The 19,094-nt window shown below is 47.7% G+C and carries 14 protein-coding genes and 2 pseudogenes; 4 read left to right on the forward strand and 12 right to left on the reverse strand.

What is annotated here, in order from left to right:
• Positions 1-105 precede the first annotated feature (105 nt).
• From istB to EZMO1_RS20195, 3 genes and pseudogenes are all read right to left on the reverse strand, one after another.
• Entirely contained in the window at positions 106-867 is a 762-nt protein-coding gene (gene istB, locus EZMO1_RS20185) for an IS21-like element helper ATPase IstB (RefSeq protein WP_034873160.1), read from the reverse strand.
• Positions 867-2,044 (reverse strand): annotated as a pseudogene (gene istA, locus EZMO1_RS20190) (IS21 family transposase). The gene istB and the pseudogene istA overlap by 1 nt, the downstream one beginning before the upstream one ends.
• 129 nt (positions 2,045-2,173) lie before the next feature.
• A complete protein-coding gene (locus tag EZMO1_RS20195) occupies positions 2,174-2,557 on the reverse strand; it encodes a hypothetical protein (RefSeq protein WP_061509668.1) in 384 nt (127 codons plus the stop codon).
• Positions 2,558-3,048: 491 nt separating this feature from the next.
• Between EZMO1_RS20195 and EZMO1_RS20200 the strand changes: the two genes are divergently transcribed.
• Complete coding sequence (locus EZMO1_RS20200; RefSeq protein WP_061509670.1) at positions 3,049-4,890, forward strand: homeobox domain-containing protein; 1,842 nt, start codon at positions 3,049-3,051, stop codon at positions 4,888-4,890.
• Between the two features lie 391 nt (positions 4,891-5,281).
• On the opposite strand, the pseudogene EZMO1_RS20205 reads toward EZMO1_RS20200, so the two are convergent.
• Positions 5,282-6,704 (reverse strand): annotated as a pseudogene (locus tag EZMO1_RS20205) (ISNCY family transposase).
• Between the two features lie 447 nt (positions 6,705-7,151).
• Positions 7,152-7,370 (reverse strand): hypothetical protein, encoded by a 219-nt coding sequence (locus EZMO1_RS20215; RefSeq protein WP_061509672.1) that lies wholly within the window; start codon positions 7,368-7,370, stop codon positions 7,152-7,154.
• 491 nt (positions 7,371-7,861) lie between these two features.
• On the opposite strand from EZMO1_RS20215, the gene EZMO1_RS20220 reads away from it, so the two are divergent.
• Complete coding sequence (locus EZMO1_RS20220; protein WP_061509674.1) at positions 7,862-9,862, forward strand: homeobox domain-containing protein; 2,001 nt, start codon at positions 7,862-7,864, stop codon at positions 9,860-9,862.
• A gap of 93 nt (positions 9,863-9,955) precedes the next feature.
• On the opposite strand, the gene EZMO1_RS20225 is transcribed toward EZMO1_RS20220, so the two are convergent.
• Complete coding sequence (locus EZMO1_RS20225; protein WP_236632015.1) at positions 9,956-10,753, reverse strand: aldo/keto reductase; 798 nt, start codon at positions 10,751-10,753, stop codon at positions 9,956-9,958.
• Positions 10,746-11,984: an FAD-dependent oxidoreductase gene (locus EZMO1_RS20230; protein ID WP_051789914.1), complete on the reverse strand. Its 1,239-nt coding sequence runs from the start codon at positions 11,982-11,984 to the stop codon at positions 10,746-10,748. Before EZMO1_RS20230 ends, EZMO1_RS20225 begins: the two co-directional genes overlap by 8 nt.
• A gap of 158 nt (positions 11,985-12,142) precedes the next feature.
• Here EZMO1_RS20230 and EZMO1_RS20235 point away from each other — a divergent pair, with 158 nt between their 5' ends.
• On the forward strand, positions 12,143-12,877 hold the full coding sequence (locus tag EZMO1_RS20235) for a YccT family protein (RefSeq protein ID WP_160174052.1): 735 nt from the start codon (positions 12,143-12,145) through the stop codon (positions 12,875-12,877).
• Positions 12,878-12,884: 7 nt separating this feature from the next.
• A complete protein-coding gene (gene rsuA / locus EZMO1_RS20240; RefSeq protein WP_034875871.1) occupies positions 12,885-13,577 on the forward strand; it encodes a 16S rRNA pseudouridine(516) synthase RsuA in 693 nt (230 codons plus the stop codon).
• An 18-nt stretch (positions 13,578-13,595) separates the two neighbouring features.
• Here the strand turns inward: rsuA and EZMO1_RS20245 are convergent, their stop codons facing one another.
• The 5 genes from EZMO1_RS20245 to EZMO1_RS20265 form a co-directional block, all read right to left on the reverse strand.
• On the reverse strand, positions 13,596-14,540 hold the full coding sequence (locus tag EZMO1_RS20245; protein ID WP_034875862.1) for a CNNM domain-containing protein: 945 nt from the start codon (positions 14,538-14,540) through the stop codon (positions 13,596-13,598).
• A gap of 132 nt (positions 14,541-14,672) precedes the next feature.
• Positions 14,673-15,245, reverse strand: a complete 573-nt coding sequence (locus EZMO1_RS20250) for an adenosyltransferase (protein ID WP_034875860.1) — start codon at positions 15,243-15,245, stop codon at positions 14,673-14,675.
• Between the two features lie 34 nt (positions 15,246-15,279).
• On the reverse strand, positions 15,280-16,254 hold the full coding sequence (locus EZMO1_RS20255) for an NAD(P)H-dependent flavin oxidoreductase (protein WP_201772192.1): 975 nt from the start codon (positions 16,252-16,254) through the stop codon (positions 15,280-15,282).
• The gene (locus EZMO1_RS20260; protein WP_275934920.1) at positions 16,251-18,311 is read right to left on the reverse strand and encodes an ATP-binding protein; all 2,061 of its coding nucleotides are present in this window, start codon (positions 18,309-18,311) and stop codon (positions 16,251-16,253) included. Before EZMO1_RS20260 ends, EZMO1_RS20255 begins: the two co-directional genes overlap by 4 nt.
• On the reverse strand, positions 18,296-19,087 hold the full coding sequence (locus EZMO1_RS20265) for an enoyl-CoA hydratase/isomerase family protein (protein ID WP_034875856.1): 792 nt from the start codon (positions 19,085-19,087) through the stop codon (positions 18,296-18,298). The genes EZMO1_RS20260 and EZMO1_RS20265 overlap by 16 nt, the downstream gene beginning before the upstream one ends.
• Positions 19,088-19,094: the final 7 nt, after the last annotated feature.

Here is a 19,094-nt window from a genome sequence, read left to right on the forward strand (position 1 = left end):
GTTAACTCCGCTTTAATATGACCTTCTTCCACCGGTTTGAGATGACCCGTTTTCAGCAATACTTTTGACCCGCTTTCAACGGTTAAGTTCACTGTGTTTTCAGGTTTATTTCTTGGCAGAAGTGCCTTTCAGTAATCCAGCTTTGCGCTTCTCTTTCAGGCGGTAACTCTCACCTTTGATATTGAGAGTTGTCGCATGATGCAGTAGCCGATCCAAGATCGCAGTGGCTATGGCTTGATCGCCAAAGATCTCGCCCCAGTCGACAAAGCTCTTATTCGAGGTCAGGATGATACTTGCCTTTTCGTAACGGCGAGTCACGAGTCGGAAGAAAAGGCTGGCTTCATCCTGATCCATAGGAAGGTAGCCAATTTCATCCAGTACCAGCAGCTTTGGGTACATCAGTTGCTGCATCTGTCTTTCAAGCCGGTTCTCCTGCAACGCTTTTTTCAGCGTAGTCATCAGCTTGTCGAGGCTCATGAACATAACCCGATGTCCGGCTTCTGCTGCCTTAACAGCCAGAGCTATTGCCAGATGTGTTTTACCAACACCTGGCGGTCCGAGTAATACGACATTTTCAGCACGATCAACAAAACCAAGACCGGAGAGTTCCCGAACCACTTTTCGGTCAACGGTCGGCTGAAAGCTGTAGTCAAACTGCTCTAATGTTTTTAGCCATGGTAACCGGGCTTGCTTTAGACGACTCTCAAGCCCTTTCTGGTGACGGCCAGCCCACTCAGTAGAAAGCACTTCTACCAGGAACTCCCGGTAATTCAGGTCTTTCTTGCTGGCTTGCTCACACAGGGTATCAAGGTTGTCAGCCAGGTGGTCAAGCTTAAGGCGATTGACCAGTGTCGTTAACTGTTCCATCACACCACCTCCTCATAATGGCTGAGGTCACGGGTTTCAACCTTGATCTCGTCATACAGGGCACGGTGGTGGGTGGCGTCGAGTACCCAGCGGTTCTTTGCGTCAACCAGCAGATGGCTGGCAACGAGGGTATCGTCCGGGCCATAAACCCGTAGCTGCCGGTCAAGTCCCATGCGGATACTGACTTGCTGACCAACCAAAGTACTGGGAACACTGTAGCGATTCGTCTTAAAATTAATGTAACCATCAACCGGCACACGTCGTGTTTCCCGGTAGCTGGTGTCATAACGAATATCCGGTAGCTTTTGAAGGTGCGGCTGTTCTTTAGCAAAGCGTCAGCCACTTTTTCTTTCAGAGTGTCATGATGGCGTTCATCTGCTACGTTGGTCAGCCAGTCTCCCAGTTGCTGGTTCAAGTGCTCAAGGCTTTCAAAGCTGCGATAGCGCTGGAAGAAGTTTTCTTTTACGTAGCGCACCATACGCTCGGTTTTTCCCTTGGTCTGTGCTCTGTAGGGTTTGCAGGCTTTAGGCTGAAACTCGTAGTGTCGAGACAACAACAGAAAACCTTCATTAAACTTCACCTGTCCGTTACCAGGATGCTCCAGAACTGCAGCCTTCTGGTTATCAACCAGTACCTGCGCACTTGAACCCCCGAACCACTCGAACGCCCGGATCAGGCTTTCATAAGTGTGTTCCGCATCATTGCTGTAAGCAGCAAAGGCATAGAAGCGGCGTGAGTAGCCCAGAACATTAACGGAGACATAAACTTTGCGAAGCTCACCTCCAACTTCGATCTGCAGTTCTCCCCAGTCGTGCTGCAACTGGTGACCGGGAGCCGTTTCATAACGGGTGGTCGCCTTGCTTTCACGCAGGGTGCGTTTAGGGTGGATATAGTCCCGTAAAATGGTGATGCCACCGGCATATCCCTGCCCTTTGATTTCGGCAAATATGACCTCGGCATTCCAGACATTCTCAGCCAGTAACGCGTCAATGACGGATTTGAAATCATCAAGCTTACTCTGGCGAACACCGGATTTGCGTCTGGGTGGTGGCCCTTGCCTTTGCAGGGCTCTCTTGACGGTACTGACAGAGCAACCTCTCTGGCAGGCAATGTCCTCAAGATAGCAGCCTTTGTCTCTGGCTTGCTTTATCATAAGGTAGTCCTCTCGGTTGATCATGGCTCCTTTTCCTGAGTGCTGATAACACTATGGGATTCGGCCATGAAGTGGTAAATCGAGAGGTCATTTCAAACCGGTGATTTGGGGTCATTTATTGGCGGAGGTAACATCTTCCTTTTCTTAAGAGAATTATGCTGCTTTCGGCGAAATACTGATCGGTCGGTCGTGTATTTTCTCCGATATCAGCTCCAATTTTTGTTCATATCGGTTCCAGCAGCGGCGCACCCGAAGTGGAGGAATAATCCAGCACAAAGGACACTTTAACATTCCTGCTGTAACGGTATTCTCTGGCCGCCAGGCAATTTTTCCGACTTCCAGGGCCGATTTATTCTGGCAAATGGTCAACAATTGCAATAAGGCATAACCAGCCATTTTTATATGCATCCACCGAAGCAACGTTCTGAGTTTTTGCTGCCAGAGATGCTTACAGCCGAATTCATGTTTCATTTGTTGAAACATAGGTTCGATAGGCCATCTTTGGGCATAAGCGAGCAGCACCTCTTCTGCTTCCATTGTCGTATCTGTCGAGATGAATATTTTACTTTCTGTTTCCCCTTGTTAACTCCGCTTTGTCGTTTATAAAACGGCTCCAGACGACAAGGACTATACGACCTTTTAGAAAACGAGCTCGGCAAAGACAGGAGCGGAAGGATACTGTCCGATGCTTTCCATAGAGCCAAACTTTCACACCTCCAGATTCCTTGGGAAATCCAATGATGATAGCTATTCCAGAACCCTTCGTAGTGGATAGCCAGCAATGCCTGTGTAACAAAGCCCTCACCGGAGAGCATACTCCCAAGGAGCAGTTCGCAGAACGTTGGTGCTGCATTTGAAGATAGCGCTCCGACAAGAAATGTCGTATATATAGAGTTCCTGAAGAATTACTCTTTGTTCTGAAGTGAACATGGCAACTGTTTCCTCTTGCTAGGAGGCTGTCCGAGAATAATCTGATTCGAAAAATACAAAACTTTCGTGCTTATAATTCTCTAAACTCGAGTATCCGTATGGCTTGCTATTTTATTCAACCATGGTTGGCTTTGCGTGCAAGTATCGCTCTTCTGTTAGTGCTATTTACTTGCAAATCTCAAAGTGATCTGGCTAACCACATTATCAGCTTTACTGCAACAGACTCTACTGCACCAGGCTCTTCCATTCAGAAACGCAATGGTTTTTTCTGTCTGAAAAAAGACAATAGTCAGCACTTCTGCTCTCTTACTGGTCTGCCGTCGAAAAACACAACGCCTACCTTTGTCAGGGTGCAGTCATCATCGCTCCTGACAGTCAATATAAATAATGATTCTAAAGACCCGGGTCGTCTGCTCATTAACAATGATGAAATCGTTGTGGTCTCCCTCAATGAACAGCCTGAAACCATTGAACTTAAGCTTCGCGACAAGATTAAACACCTGCCCGAAAGCCAGACAGACTCGGGCAACAGCTATTGCCAGACTATTCCTGAACAGGAAGACATTCTGTCTTGTTACATGTATCCCGGAGATACTGTAAGAATAAAAACTCCTGCAGAATTGCTGCTGGGCAACAAAACGCGATATTCTGATGCATATGCAGAACTGACAACAGGCGAACCCAAGGACGCGAGCCACCAAACCTTTCCACCAGATGATTTTACCAATGGCTCTTTTCTTGTGCTTAATACAAGAAAGACAACCCCAAGTTCAGAAGAACAGAAGCCACTCCACTCACCTGATACATTCATAACAGCACTGGTTACTGCAAAAATGCAGTTATTATTGGAAATGACCGGTAATAATTTACACCACCGAGGACGGTATACAACCGTACCGGATAGTTTTAACCAAGAGCTATTGCTTTCACCAAAAACAAAATTTCCTGCTTACGACCTGTCCGTTAAGCCTGATAAATCCTACACAACTGTTATCACTTATATGTTTGGAATCTCTCCATACCAATATGATGGTGATTCATCTCTTATATTTCTTATTGAATACTATAGAGTTCAATACGATATGGGCAATCAGCAAGCGGCAGCTGCAATGAGTTTTGAGCAATACCTGTTAAATGAAATGCGCCAACAAAATCACATTTATACAGAGCAAGATATACTTGACCACCTTGCGTATATTAATCGGTATCGAGCTTCAGGAGCAACCTTCACCAACATTCAACCACCTACACATGCACGTACACATATACGCCATAAACGTAAAAGAAAATTTTTTACTCCTTCACAAAAAAATATTCTTGTTAATGCTTTTGCAAAAGATGATTATTTAGCCTCAAGTGATCTAGAGAAACTTTGTCAATCGACTGGACTCAGTCGGAAGCAAATTTTAACCTGGTACAGCAATAAAAGAGCACGAGAAAGAAAAAAAGAAGCTAAGTCTAATTCAAACGCTTTCAATCAGGGTCAAACTACGGCCGCACAAAGTGGAGGGTATTTATCACTTGCACCAACAGTGCAACCGAATATTCCGCCACCAATCATTTCAAATAATACTGTTAGTGTTAGCTCTGCACACGGTTTTCTTCTAAAACTGAAAAGGCAAAAACCATTCACAACCTGGAAGTTCCCCGACTATCCAGAATCGCCTGCACAGACAACAGCAAACAATGATAATGCTGTGCCAGAAGCATACATGTATGAATCGAGTTCAAAATCAGGTACTTCTGAGCCAGATGGCAGAAACCCTGCGTCAAGTGAAAGTACAAAATCTGAAAATGAACAAAATCAATCACAAAGAGCAATTAAGCCAAGGGAAAAGCCAAATTTTACAAAGGATGGTAAACCTGTCGAAATGGAAGTTAATGATAAAGGTGAAATAAAACGTGATAAAAACGGTGATATAGAGTTCAAAAGCGTCTAATTTAAAAAAAGAAGAGCAAATAATTCAATCACCAGTAAAGCATAACTGGTGAATGCCGCCCAAAGGAAATGCAGTTGGTCAGCAATTCCCGCTGAATATTAAAGCTCTTGTGCTGCAAGGTTTGTAGATCAGTAAAAAATAATCACATCGCAGACTCTATAGGGCTATATTGAAGAGCATTATATAGTGCCTGTCAGAAAACCTCTGAAAAATGGCAGTCGTTCCTGGCCGACAGAAGTTGATAACGGCTGGATTTCAGTTACCAGACGAACAAAGGATGTTTTTTGTACTGCGCTGCTCAAAATACAACCTGATTCGACTATCTACGAGCACAGTAATCTCTCATGCTTGGCATGATCAAAAGTAAACTGACGGGAGCCTGACTGAAAGGCTACTGACGATCTCTGGTCAGCAGAATTTTACCCAACCGCTTCAGGTTGCTGGCGACAACAGCCAGTGCGACATACCGCTCAAAGCCTTCTATCCCTTTATCCGGGCATTTGTCGAGACCATTCGCTTCCAGTGCGTTGATATCGGATTCAACGGCTGAGTGCTTCCTTCTTGCCCGGATAAATTCCGGGTGGCATTCCCGTTTTTTGTCATTGGCTGACAGCCTGCCTTTCTTGGGAAGAACTGAATGCTCCAGAAGAACTTCCAGCTTTTCAAGATTGCCCGGACTCCAGAAGCCTTTGTCGTAGCTCACCTGGCTTAATGTCGGGAACCGCTTTTTGGCAGCCTCAGCCATAGGTACTGTAACCTGGTCGTCTGTTTGTTTTTGCATGACCTGATGATGCAAAGTAAAACCGAACTGATCCTGCAACACGCAGACCCGTAACCCCAGTTCAACCGGAGTTCCGGCTTTGCCTTTGCTGATCCATTCTGTATGAGGCTCAAAGATTGAGAACACCTTCTCATTATGGGGAATCTGCTCATGTTCTATCACCCGTCGGTAAATCAGGTTTATCTGGTGACGACTGTGGGCTATGTGATATTTGAGGTTTTCCAGCCTTGGCTCATCCGGTTGCTTTTTCACCAGCAAGGACAAGGTCGTTTCAGCTCTGCGGACAATTGAAAGGCTGTACTTTATGTACTCGAGATGAGCCATCTCAATATCGTGCTGCCGCTGCTGCTGTTTCAGTTCACAGGTCGCACTGGAATGCTTCAGGTTTCGAGCCTTGTTGTAGCGCTTGCGATGCTGATCTTTGAGGTATTTGCGCTGACGCCAGCCCGGAAGCTGGTACTGATTGGCAAGAGCTGACGCAAACTCAATACTCTTACGGCAAGCGTCGCTCAGAAGGCTGATATCCGTGGGGAAATGGACATCGGTTTTGACTACGAACGAATCGGTACGGCCATGTAGCGGCTCATCTTTTTTTTAACCAGCTGGTGACCTGCATCCACCGTGACCTGGTTAATCTGATCCAGTATCTCCGGTGTGAAGAGGCTGATGTTGTCCTGTAATGTTTGTATGTGGTAGGTGTGGGTACAATAGGGACCATGCCCGAGCATTTTCCGTAATGTCCCATGTTCATTAGCCAACTCTTGCAGGCGGTCGTAGTCACAATTAGTGACAAGGCGCAGAGTGCCAAAGACCAGAATGTTCCAGAGGTCCATACCAGGACGACCATTGTGCCGACTGGCAGGAATTATGTTCTCAAGCACCTGAAAAACCCTGTGTCGCAGATCAGGTGTTATCCAGATATGTTGCAGCCCCGGAGCAGGCGGGGAATGTCGTCTCTGGACTTGGGATTAAACGTGATGGCGGAGATATCAACTTCGCCCAACTGCATTTGTGGGTTGATGGTTTGGCGCATAAATGTGGAAACAGCCTGTTTTGGAAAATCTTCGAGTACTATATGGGGCTACAGGCTGCTGTTTTCAAGTGTTTGTGGGTTTTCGGACAGGCACTATATAGGCTCTTCGCCGTTTCATATGGATTTCAGCACATCAGCTACAGGACTGGAGATCATGTACTCCACCTTAGAGTTTTAAATGTACGACTGTTTGGTTAGATTTTTTTCTTCACGAAAACCAGTCCGTCAGCCTGACGTTTAGCAGTTTGTCCAAACAGTCAACTCTCTTCCTTTTCTTAAGAATTATGCTGCTTTCGGCAAAATACTGATCGGTCGGTCGTGTATTTTCTCCGATATCAGCTCCAATTTTTGTTCATATCGGTTCCAGCAGCGGCGCACCCGAAGTGGAGGAATAATCCAGCACAAAGCACACTTTAACATTCCTGCTGTAACGGTATTCTCTGGCCATCAGGCAATTTTTCCGACTTCCAGGGCCGATTTATTCTGGCAAATGGTCAACAATTGCAATAAGGCATAACCAGCCATTTTTATATGCATCCACCGAAGCAACGTTCTGAGTTTTTGCTGCCAGAGATGCTTACAGCCGAATTCATGTTTCATTTGTTGAAACATAGGTTCGATAGGCCATCTTTGGGCATAAGCGAGCAGCACCTCTTCTGCTTCCATTGTCGTATCTGTCGAGATGAATATTTTACTTTCTGTTTCCCCTTGTTAACTCCGCTTTGTCGTTTATAAAACGGCTCCAGACGACAAGGACTATACGACCTTTTAGAAAACGAGCTCGGCAAAGACAGGAGCGGAAGGATACTGTCCGATGCTTTCCATAGAGCCAAACTTTCACACCTCCAGATTCCTTGGGAAATCCAATGATGATAGCTATTCCAGAACCCTTCGTAGTGGATAGCCAGCAATGCCTGTGTAACAAAGCCCTCACCGGAGAGCATACTCCCAAGGAGCAGTTCGCAGAACGTTGGTGCTGCATTTGAAGATAGCGCTCCGACAAGAAATGTCGTATATATAGAGTTCCTGAAGAATTACTCTTTGTTCTGAAGTGAACATGGCAACTGTTTCCTCTTGCTAGGAGGCTGTCCGAGAATAATCTGATTCGAAAAATACAAAACTTTCGTGCTTATAATTCTCTAAACTCGAGTATCCGTATGGCTTGCTATTTTATTCAACCATGGTTGGCTTTGCGTGCAAGTATCGCTCTTCTGTTAGTGCTATTTACTTGCAAATCTCAAAGTGATCTGGCTAACCACATTATCAGCTTTACTGCAACCGACTTTACTGCAACAGACTTTACTGCAACAGACTTTACTGCAACAGACTCTACTGCACCAGACTCTTCCATTCAGAAAAGCAATGGTTTTTACTGTCTGAAAAAAGACAATAGTCAACACTTCTGCTCTCTTACTGGTCTGCCGTCGAAAAACACAACGCCTACCTTTGTCAGGGTGCAGTCATCATCGCTCCTGACAGTCAATATAAATAATGATTCTAAAGACCCGGGTCGTCTGCTCATTAACAATGATGAAATCGTTGTGGTCTCCCTCAATGAACAGCCTGAAACCATTGAACTTAAGCTTCGCGACAAGATCAAACACCTGCCCGAAAGCCAGACAGACTCGGGCAACAGCTATTGCCAGACTGTTCCTGAACAGGAAGACATTCTGTCTTGTTACATGTATCCCGGAGATACTGTAAGAATAAAAACCCCTGCAGAATTGCTGCTGGGCAACAAAACGCGATATTCTGATGCATATGCAGAACTGACAACAGGCGAACCCAAGGACGCGAGCCACCAAACCTTTCCACCAGATGATTTTACCAATGGCTCTTTTCTTGTGCTTAATACAAGAAAGACAACCCCAAGTTCAGAAGAACAGAAGCCACTCCACTCACCTGATACATTCATAACAGCACTGGTTACTGCAAAAATGCAGTTATTATTGGAAATGACCGGTAATAATTTACACCACCGAGGACGGTATACAATCGTACCGGATAGTTTTAACCAAGAGCTATTGCTTTCACCAAAAACAAAATTTCCTGCTTACGACCTGTCCGTTAAGCCTGATAAATCCTACACAACTGTTATCACTTATATGTTTGGAAGCTCGTTCAAAAAACCTGGATATTATGGATATTGTGATGATGATCTTGCGCATCTTATAATAGGATTTAGACGTCAATATGATGAAGGGCGCATCTGGCTAGCTTTATTAGATGGAGTGACTTTTCAGGAATATCTGTTCGATCAACTCAGCCAAGGAGCTTACTCCCAGTATCCAAGGGATTATCTACTTTACTGCCTTAGCTTTTTGGAAACACGGCCAGCTTCAGGAACAAATCCCCCCCACATTCAACATTGTACATATGGTCAATATCCGTCAAATATCGCCTGCGCAATAGTAACTGCTCCAAATTCACGGGCAGGCTCAGGCCAAACTCTTCTTCAGTCCAGTAAACCCCTTGCAAGAAAGGCTGGAAACGAAAAATTGCCAGTAAAAAATAGGCAGTTATTCACAAAACGACAACAGACTGCACAGACACCAGGTACACCAGACAAGAAACGCAGAAGAGGAAAATTTACTCCTGAACAAAAAAGAATTCTTGAAAGCGCTTTTAAAGAAAATAATTATTTACCCCCAAAGGGTCAACAGAGAATTGCTGCTAAGGCTAAAATGACTACGATACAAGTCCGTGACTGGTTCCAGAATAGAAGAAAAGAGGAGAAAAAAAAGATGAATTCTTCACTTGCAACAACATTACAACAGTATTTTCATACCCCAGTCAATTCAATTAATGTTGCTGGAATTGCTGGAATTGCTGGAATTGCTGGAAGTAGTTTTGCACAAGTTTTAGCTCGAAGCTATCAGCAATTGCCGCCTCTTGTACTCGCCTCTGCCCCTGATTCAGGTGCGCAAGGATATAATTCACCTTTTGCATATCCTCTGCAGACAATAACAAACAATGATAATCCTGCATCGGGACCGTTGTTCTCAGAACCAAGCAGTTCAGAATCCAAAGATGAAGGTGAACAAAATCAACCAGGGTCAAGCCTAACACAACCAGATTTAACAATGGATGGTGAACCTGTAGAAATGGAACGTAATGAAGAAGGTTATGTACATTTCAAAAGGATCAAGAAGAACTGATTCAATCACCAGTAAAGCATAACTGGTGAATGCTACCTAAAGGAAATGCAGTCGGTAATCAGGTCCGGCACCGACTGCAAGGCAGAACAACGATTATTCCAATACTCGTGCGCAGGCTTTAACATTGTCCCGAAGATGCTTCGGATTAATGGTACCAATAATGGCTGAGGAAACAGCCGGATGACCCAACACCAGCTCCATGCTTTTCTCAACCGGGTCTTCACCTTCCAGACAGACATGTCCGCTGGCCAGTGCTTTTTTAATCAGAATACCTTTGTCGTGTGCTTCAGCATAATCCAGCACCGGCTTTTCCGCCTGCTCGTTCAGATTATAAGTCACCATGGCAATATCCGATTGCTCCAGTGCCAGAATACCGCCTTCTACCGTTTTGGTAGACATACCGGTAGCGCGAATCAAACCTTCTTTTTTCAGATCCGCCAGCACATCCAGACAACCGTATTGCTGAATGATATTAACGTCATCCCCACTGGAATGAACCAGCACCATATCAATGTAATCAGTCTTGAGGCGCTTGAGACTGCGTTCAATGCTGAAACGAACATGCTCCGGCGAAAAGTCAAAATGGGACTGTCCCTTACTAAACTCTTCACCCACCTTGCTGCAGATAACCCAGTCCTGACGCTGGCCTTGTAACAGTCTGCCCAGACGTTCCTCACTGATGCCATAGGCCGGCGCCGTATCCAGCAGATTGATACCCAGAGACCGGGCAAGTTTTAGCAGCTCTGTCGCAGTGCGATCATCAGGAATTTTAAATCCCTGCGGATACTTCACCTGCTGGTCACGGCCCAGCTTAACAGTGCCAAAGCCGATCGGCGACACCGCTATGTCTGTACCGGCAATCCGTCGGGGGGATAACACGGGGTCAGTCAAAATGCTTGCTCCAGAACTGTTCGCAGACTTCAGGATGCTTCAGATTAGCAGGCAGGGCAAAATCTTCATTGCCCGATGGCTTGACATTGTCAGCTTCCAGAAGGTTGCCCACTTCGTCGGCCAGGTTGGGAGCCAGAGCCAGCTTGGTCGGCCAGGTCACAATGCCATTGCCAACCGGCTGACAGAAAGCAGCATCGGGACGCAGCAGTTTACTTTGCTTGGGTTCGGCACGATTCACCCGCAGTGTGGACCACTGGGCATTGTCGAAGTTTACCCAGGGCAGAATCGCTGCCAGCTCCCGTCGAGCGACCCGAATCTGTTCTTCCGGTGTGCGCTCGACGCCGTCTTCAGCAATCTCGCCGCCCAGATACCAGACCCACTGACCATCTTCGGTCGGGTGGCTGGTGACCGTCATGCGCGGAACCGTTTTTACACCCAGACAATGTGCATAGAGCGGGTCAGGATGAGCGTGTTTTACCATCACCATATGCAGCGGACGCAGTTGCATCTCCGGCTCACTGATACCCCAGCGTCCCATCAGGGTACGTGTGCCTTCTCCGACCGTCAGCACAAACTTACCGGCCTGAATGCGATAGGTCATATCGCCCTGAGTATGCTCAATGTAAGCAATATCGCCATTGTCGCTGACAATACGGGAATTGCCGCTGTCCGGCGCCCAGTCCACCTTCAGGGTGCGGGATTCCAACCCCTTGACCAGACTTTTCACTACCGTCTGGATATCCAGAACAATCTCGTTCAACTCATAAGCCTTACCGCGGAAACTGTCATTACGGAAAATGGCTGGCAACTTCTCACGCTCTTTGACCTGATTGACACGCCCGCGCAGGGCTTTGCTGGCAAAGAAAGAGGTCATACGTGAAGCAATATCCCCCGGAGACCATAGGTAATGGTATTCGGACAATATCCGGGCATCACTGAGGTCAACATCCCCCTGCCCTGCCAGCGCATCACGCCAGCGTTTCGGCATACCGGCAATGCATTCCGCCGCCTTGGTCAGGTTGCCGGAAAGCGTGTACTTGGTACCACCATGAACAATGCCCTGAGACTTGATCGTCTGTCCGCCCCCCAGAGCCTCCTCTTCCAGCAGCAAAGCTTTATAGCCCTGCTGGTTCAGGGTATTAAACAGCCAGAGTCCAGCGATACCACCACCGATGACGACAACATCTGCGTTAATATCGGTCACGTTATCTGTTTCTACGGTTTGGTTCATAAGTCTGATTAGTTACTGTTAAGTGCGGCAAGTATAAGGAGTTAGGATCAGGAATTCACGCCCTGAAAGCCTTCAGCAGAGACATTCCCACTTGCTTTTGCAAAATGTCTACGGCATTTTGTGCCTTCTTTGGAGTTTCACTTATGAAGGTAGTCGCCATGAGCGTTGCGATGAGAACATTCATCAAGCCTGCAACGACTTTAAAAGTCATGCTGTTGTCACTGTTCACCCTGCCACTGGTCAGTAACCCTGCCTTTGCCGGGGTTGAAAGCACTCTCAAGCTACCTGTCAGGGCCGAACTGCTGGTACTGGACGGCAAAGCCGCAAAAGATCTGGATCTCTCCAGAGGCAAACCCATCCAGCTGACTAAAAAGCGTCATCAGGTCGTTTTTGAGCTGAAAGAAACCCTCGGTTCCGGCAACAATGTCGAACAGTTCACTTCCCGACCTTTTGTCATCAGTTTTCATCCGCTGGACGGACATCACTACACCATTGAAGCCCCAAGGCTGCTAAACAGACGACAGGCTGATGCTATCAACCGGGACCCGGGAAGCAAAATCACTGTAGTGAATGAAAAACAGGAAGAAGTGGCTTATGAAATTGCCACACTGCCTTCCCGTGGTATTCAGATTGGCCGTAACTATGCAGCCGATGTTCGCAAATTCAACATGACCGACAACGAAGCTGCCTTTCCCGAATTGGCTGGCGCTCAGGTAGCCGAGTCTACCCATGGTTTTGCCAGAGCCCAACAGGACACCTCCATTTATTCCGGTGCTGAAACCAACACTCCGGAAGAAAACGTGATGGCAGAACGTATGCTGAAGTACTGGTTCACGGAAGCTGACAGTGCAACCCGCAAAAGCTTTCTGGAATGGGCAGCAAGCCTGAAGTAATCCTACGATGCGTCTAGATAAATATCTGTGCGAAAGCACTGAACTAAGTCGCGCAGAAGCCAAGCGGCTACTGCGCGGCGGCGATGTCACCTGCAACGGCAAGGTGATCAAGTCCGGCAGCTTTAAAGTGCCGGAAGCCGCTGAAGTTCGAATAGAAGGTAACCTGCTGTCTTTACGCGGGTTGCGCTACATCATGCTCAACAAGCCGGTTGATTTCATCAGCTCAACCACCGACGACGATTATCCATCGGTTCTGAACCTGCTGGATATCGATAAAATCAGCACCCTGCACATCGCTGGTCGGCTGGATGTCGATACCACAGGATTATTGCTGATCACCGATGATGGACAGTGGTCACATAAACTGATGTCACCCAAAAAGGTCTGTGGAAAACGTTACCGGGTTGAACTGACCGATCCGATTCAGGACGATGCTGTTGAAACCTTTGCCAACGGTGTCGGGCTGCGTGGTGAAAAGACAGTGACAAAACCGGCAAAGCTGGAAATCCTCTCGCCCACTGAAGTATTGCTCACTATCACAGAGGGTAAATACCATCAGGTAAAACGGATGTTTGCTGCGATAGGCAATAAAGTTGAAAGACTGCACCGGGAACAGGTTGGTCAGATTGAACTGGATGAGAGCCTTGCACCCGGTGAGTGGCGCTATTTAACGGCGGAAGAAGTTAATTCGGTCACGTAAACCGTAAATACCTAAAAGTCATGCACTCTGGAGAATAGCCCGATAAATCTGCTTGGCAGTCACCATTCGGGTTTTCTCCGGCTCGGCTCCCCGCACCAGTGCCACTGATGCACGGGTTTCATGCAGGGTCTGCATCGCTTCCAAAAGAGTCGCACTCGGTTCCAGCCAGGCCGCTACTCTGGCAAGTTCTCCCACTTTTTTATCGTAATCGCCACGGATCAGGCAGCCGGTCAGGTGCCGGTACAAAACTACGCCTGTCGTTTTATTATCTTCAACCACCAGATAACGTTTATAGGGCTGATTTAAAACCTGTTCCTGAATTTCACCGAGAGTAGCTTCGGCTTTCAGATACATCGTTGGCCCGGTATCTTCCAGCAAATTAGCCAGAGTGGTGTGATTGGACGTTAATGCCTGCTCCAGCACCTTGCGCTCTTCTCTGGCAATGATTCCGGTCTTACCGTAATGTCGAATAATGCCTTTAAGCTCATCCAGAGTCGGCTTCCTGTTTTCCTGAATACCAAACAGCCGGGTCCATATTAAGGTAAAGCGAATCACCGGCCGCAGCAGGAAAGCCACAAAGCGAACAAAAGGTGCCGTATGATCCAGCACCCGATCCGCCACCTGCACTGCATAAAGCTTGGGAAGAATCTTGGCAAAAACAAGCATGCAGTAAGTCAGTAATGCGGTGAAAATAGCCAGCCCGAGATCATCAAACTGACGGGCAGCAATGGCGCCAATGACCGAACTTCCGGCAATACTGATTAAAGTGATCAGCACCACCATAGACGACAAATGTCTATCCTTTTGACGAATGACATACTTGATATCGTCCCGGTTTTTCGGGTTGTTTCTCAGAATGGTCGCCAGTCTCAGGTCATCAACATAAATAATGGCAGATTCGATCACGGACAAGGCAGCGGTCAACAAAACAATCAATGCGGCAACAACTACAACAAGAAGCATCCTTGCTCCTCCTTGGCATCAGACAGGGTAGATTCAGTACTTCTCTGAACTTCTAAGAGCTTCACAGAGTTTAAAAGTATCGGCGTCTCCCAACGTTTTTTTAGTCCCTATATTTAACATACGTGCAAAAACTCAACTTGTCTTAACTTTTGCAGACTTTGGCGGTTTCAAACTATAACTTTTGCTGGTGTAAGACGGTTCGGTGATGCCAAGACGGCGATTAATCACAACCGTTAAACGGAAAAACAGGTTACAGAGCATATTGGCAAAACGATGTAACTCATCAGGCACCTCGATACCTTCCGCATCCACAGCAACCAGTGCCCGAACCGCTTTTTTGCTCTGGGAACGACAGGCGTGGAGTAACTGCACCGATCGCCCACCGCGAGGCAAGACAAAGCCCGAAAGCTGTCCGGCAATTTCTGACTGGTAATGATCAAAATAACCGGCAAGCCATTGAATCTGCTCTTCAAAAATCGCCTGCTTACCCCGGATCGATCCGTTCAAGTTGAAGATTTTTGGCTGCAGCTCATCCAGAAACCGGAAAACATCTTCAAACCGGTCATCGCCTTCCAGCTCGGAAATCACTCCACCCAACGTGGCGCAGAGTTCGTCGGTAATGATTTCATAGTCACACAAGGCAGATGATTCGTAGATAAACGGGTAACAGAGTTCGCGGATATCCCGGGATTTTTGTAACGGCATAGCAGTATCCTTCAGATGTGAGAACGTTGATCAGTTACTTAGTGTTCGCAAGGCTCTGATGATATTCCCGAATCATCTGATCCACCAGCTCGTCACAACCAAGAATATCCTGTATGCCACACACCCCCTGACCGGCAGACCAGACATCCTGCCAGGCTTTGGAGCTGTCTGCTCCTTTTGCCGTTAATTTTTCCCCAAAATCCACCTGCCCCCGACTTGTCAGTGCGTCCGGATCATACCCCGACTGAATCAGGCTTGGTTTCATAAAGTTCGAAGGTACTCCCGTCACCGCAGGCGTATGCAGAATATCCTCAGCACCTGAGGCAATAATCATGGCTTTATGGCCTTCAGGAGCGCGGCTTTCGAGTGTGTTGATAAAGCGGGTTCCCACATACGCCAGATCGGCCCCCATCACTCTGGCGGCATGAACATGATGCCCCTTATTGATACAACCACCTAGCAAAAGACAACCATCCCAAAACTGCCGGATGCTTTCTATCAACGAGAAAGGATTGATGGTACCTGCATGACCTCCCGCACCACCACTTACGGCAATAATGCCATCCACATTGGCAGCGGCTGCTTTTCTTGCATGACGTGTATTGGTTGCATCATGAAAGACAACACCGCCATAACTATGAACCTGATCCACCACTTCCCGAACAGCACCCAGAGCGGTGATCACCAGAGGCACTTTGTATTGGATGCATAAGGCAAGATCAGCCTGCAAACGGGAGTTGGTGTCATGGACAATCAGGTTAACCCCAAAGGGTGCAGCAAGCTTCCCTGTTTCTTTCTCAAAATTGTGAAGTTCAGTGGTGATCTGAATCAGCCACTGTTCCAACCCTTCGCTGGTGCGTTGATTCAACGCCGGAAAGGTACCCACAATGCCTTTCTTACACCCGGCAATAACCAGATCAGGACCGGAAACCAGAAACATGGGCGCCATAACAACGGGAATCGATAGCCTTTCCTGCCAGCTTTCCGGCAATACCTGTTTTGACATCATGACTCAGCCTTTTCATCTTCCAGTTCGATCAGCAACTGGCGACCTTTAACCTGATCGCCGGCACTGGCTAAAACGGTGTTCACCACCCCGTCAACACCCGCCTTTAACGGATGTTCCATTTTCATTGCTTCAATCACCACCAACAGATCACCACGTTTCACCCGTTGACCACTCTCCACCAGCACATCGACGACCACCCCGTCCATGGAAGCTAGTACCTGACTGGAACCACTGGCGCTTTGCTTATCTACCACCAGAGAAATATCATCAAACTGCAAGTTACCCCGGGGACTGGTCAGCCACAATGTCTGCTCGTTTTGATAAAACGTGACAGTTTTCAAAACACCCTTAACCATGTACCGAAGCTGGCTTTCCAACAGTTCTACTAGCTGAATCTCATAATCCAAGCCATCCCTTTCAAGTCGATAGCAGTCAGCCGACAATCGGGTAAATCCCCACTGTTGAGCCTCATCACCACAACGAAGCTTCAGCAGTCGCTGACCAACACTCGCACTATTAAAACTGGAACGATTTAAACTGGAGCTATTTAAACTGGAACTATGAAAAGCTCGATGATGTTGTTCACCAACGCTCATCAATAAAGCTGCCACTGCCCACTCTTCCGCCTCAACCACCTGAGCTGACAAACTTGGATTGCCTGAAAATTGTCGTTCAATAAAATCCGTGGTTGCCTCACCTTCCCTGAAGCAGTCACTGTTCAGCAATTCGCTGAGAAAAGCTCTGTTATCCCGCAACCCTAGCAAATGGGAATCCTGCACCAGACGCACTAAACGACGGCGAGCCTGCTCTCGGTTGTCTCCGAAAGCAATCAGCTTGGCGAGCATAGGGTCATAAAAAGCACTCACCTGACTGCCCTTCTGAATGCCCGAATCAATCCGGACACCCTGCAATGCTTCGCTACTGACCTGATCAACCAGTGCAGGTTGCCATAACGCCACCGTACCCGTTTGTGGCATGAAGTCATGGGCAGGGTCTTCGGCGTACAAGCGCACTTCAATGGCATGCCCTTTTATACGCACATCGTCTTGCGTCAGAGGCAGGGTTTCTCCTGCTGCCACTCTCAGCTGCCACTCTACCAGGTCCAGTCCGGTTACCCATTCGGTGACCGGATGCTCGACCTGCAGGCGGGTATTCATTTCCAGAAAATAGTAATCATTATCCTGTGTCAGCAAAAACTCTACGGTACCGGCTCCCACATAATTACAGGCTTTTGCGGCCTGAATGGCAGTCTGCCCCATGGATTCACGCAAAGATGGCGTTAATACCGGCGACGGTGCTTCTTCAATCACTTTCTGGTGACGACGCTGCATACTGCAATCCCGCTCACCCAGATGGATAACGTTGCCATGGGTATCAGCAAAGACCTGAATTTCAATATGTCGGACGCGGGTTAAGGCTTTTTCCAGAATCAGCTGATCACTGCCAAAAGCACTCAGAGCCTCGGAACGTGCAGATTCAAGCTGGCTTTGTAACTGAGAGGCATCGGTGACAATTCGCATTCCACGCCCGCCACCTCCGGCAGCCGCTTTCACCATCAAAGGAAAACCAATACCTATGGCGGCATCCATCAGAACATTATCGTTTTGATCCTTGCCCTCATAGCCAGGAATACAGGGAACCCCGGCAGCCTGCATAGCTACTTTTGATGCCCGTTTACAGCCCATCAGTTCAATAGCCTGTGGATCAGGGCCTATAAAAGTCACGCCCTGATCAGCACAGGCGGCTGCAAAGAGACTATTTTCCGATAAAAAACCATAGCCGGGGTGAATGGCATCACTGTCTGTCGCTCTCGCTGCTGCCAATATCTTGTCAGGATTCAGGTAACTGTCTGCTGCCGTCTTTCCACCAATGCAGACGGCTTCATCTGCCAGATCAACATGAGGTGAACCTTTGTCAGCACTGGAATACACGGCAACCGTTCTATAGCCCTGATCTCTGGCAGTGCGGATTATCCGCTGCGCAATTTCACCACGGTTGGCTATTAACACTTTATTAAACATCGACGTTCCCTGTTGCCATACTAAGTGACTGACCATTCGGGCTTGCGCTTTTCGGCAAAGGCCAAGGCACCTTCACGCCCTTCCCCTGCGACCGTATGGACAAAGTCTTCTGCCGCCTGATCCAGCAATGCATCCATTGGGACATTACCCACCTGATGTAATAGCGCTTTCGTCATCGCGGTTGCATCAGGTGCACAGCGCAGTACCTGCTTTATCAGACGATCCACATCTTTCTCCAAAGCTTCCGGAGACCCAGACACCTGTTGCACCAGCCCAATAGAAAGCGCTTCACTGGCACTGATACGCAGCCCCAACAGTGCCAACCTGCGTGCTTGTGTCAGACCAAGGCGAGTAACTACAAACGGGGCAATCTGTGCAGGAATAATGCCGAGCGAGGTTTCAGGCATGGCAAAGGTCGCACTTTTATCACTGATGGCAACATCACTGATACAGGCAAGTCCGAGACCGCCACCCAGCACCGCGCCCTGTAGCACGGCTACTACGACATAAGGCAGTTGACTGGCTTTTTCAATCATGGTGCCAAACGCACGATTCATACTGGCAAGTGTTTGCCGGTCTTTCGCCATTGCCTGCATCTCTTTGATATCACCGCCCGCATAGAAATTACCGGCTGCACCTTGCAGGACAAGAACCCTTACCCCACCCTCAACAGCAAGGTCCATAACCTGAGACAGTTCGTTGACCATTTTCAGGTTCATGGCATTGGCTACAGCCGGACGATTCAGGGTGACTGACCATACTTTGTCGTTTTTATGAACCAGCAACGTTTCAAAGGCACTCAAATCCATCATCGTCGTT

This window comes from Endozoicomonas montiporae CL-33 (genome assembly GCF_001583435.1).
GTDB classification, from domain to species: domain Bacteria; phylum Pseudomonadota; class Gammaproteobacteria; order Pseudomonadales; family Endozoicomonadaceae; genus Endozoicomonas_A; species Endozoicomonas_A montiporae.

What these genes read in the sequence shown, in the direction of transcription:
- EZMO1_RS20220 (WP_061509674.1), top strand. Translation starts at nt 7,862, where the DNA reads ATGGCTTGCTATTTTATTCAACCATGGTTGGCTTTGCGTGCAAGTATC.
- istB (WP_034873160.1), bottom strand. Translation starts at nt 867, where the DNA reads ATGGAACAGTTAACGACACTGGTCAATCGCCTTAAGCTTGACCACCTG.
- EZMO1_RS20265 (WP_034875856.1), bottom strand. Translation starts at nt 19,087, where the DNA reads ATGATGGATTTGAGTGCCTTTGAAACGTTGCTGGTTCATAAAAACGAC.
- EZMO1_RS20230 (WP_051789914.1), bottom strand. Translation starts at nt 11,984, where the DNA reads ATGAACCAAACCGTAGAAACAGATAACGTGACCGATATTAACGCAGAT.
- EZMO1_RS20215 (WP_061509672.1), bottom strand. Translation starts at nt 7,370, where the DNA reads ATGGAAGCAGAAGAGGTGCTGCTCGCTTATGCCCAAAGATGGCCTATC.
- EZMO1_RS20245 (WP_034875862.1), bottom strand. Translation starts at nt 14,540, where the DNA reads ATGCTTCTTGTTGTAGTTGTTGCCGCATTGATTGTTTTGTTGACCGCT.
- EZMO1_RS20260 (WP_275934920.1), bottom strand. Translation starts at nt 18,311, where the DNA reads ATGGTCAGTCACTTAGTATGGCAACAGGGAACGTCGATGTTTAATAAA.
- EZMO1_RS20200 (WP_061509670.1), top strand. Translation starts at nt 3,049, where the DNA reads ATGGCTTGCTATTTTATTCAACCATGGTTGGCTTTGCGTGCAAGTATC.
- EZMO1_RS20255 (WP_201772192.1), bottom strand. Translation starts at nt 16,254, where the DNA reads ATGATGTCAAAACAGGTATTGCCGGAAAGCTGGCAGGAAAGGCTATCG.
- rsuA (WP_034875871.1), top strand. Translation starts at nt 12,885, where the DNA reads ATGCGTCTAGATAAATATCTGTGCGAAAGCACTGAACTAAGTCGCGCA.
- EZMO1_RS20250 (WP_034875860.1), bottom strand. Translation starts at nt 15,245, where the DNA reads ATGCCGTTACAAAAATCCCGGGATATCCGCGAACTCTGTTACCCGTTT.
- EZMO1_RS20195 (WP_061509668.1), bottom strand. Translation starts at nt 2,557, where the DNA reads ATGGAAGCAGAAGAGGTGCTGCTCGCTTATGCCCAAAGATGGCCTATC.
- EZMO1_RS20235 (WP_160174052.1), top strand. Translation starts at nt 12,143, where the DNA reads ATGAGCGTTGCGATGAGAACATTCATCAAGCCTGCAACGACTTTAAAA.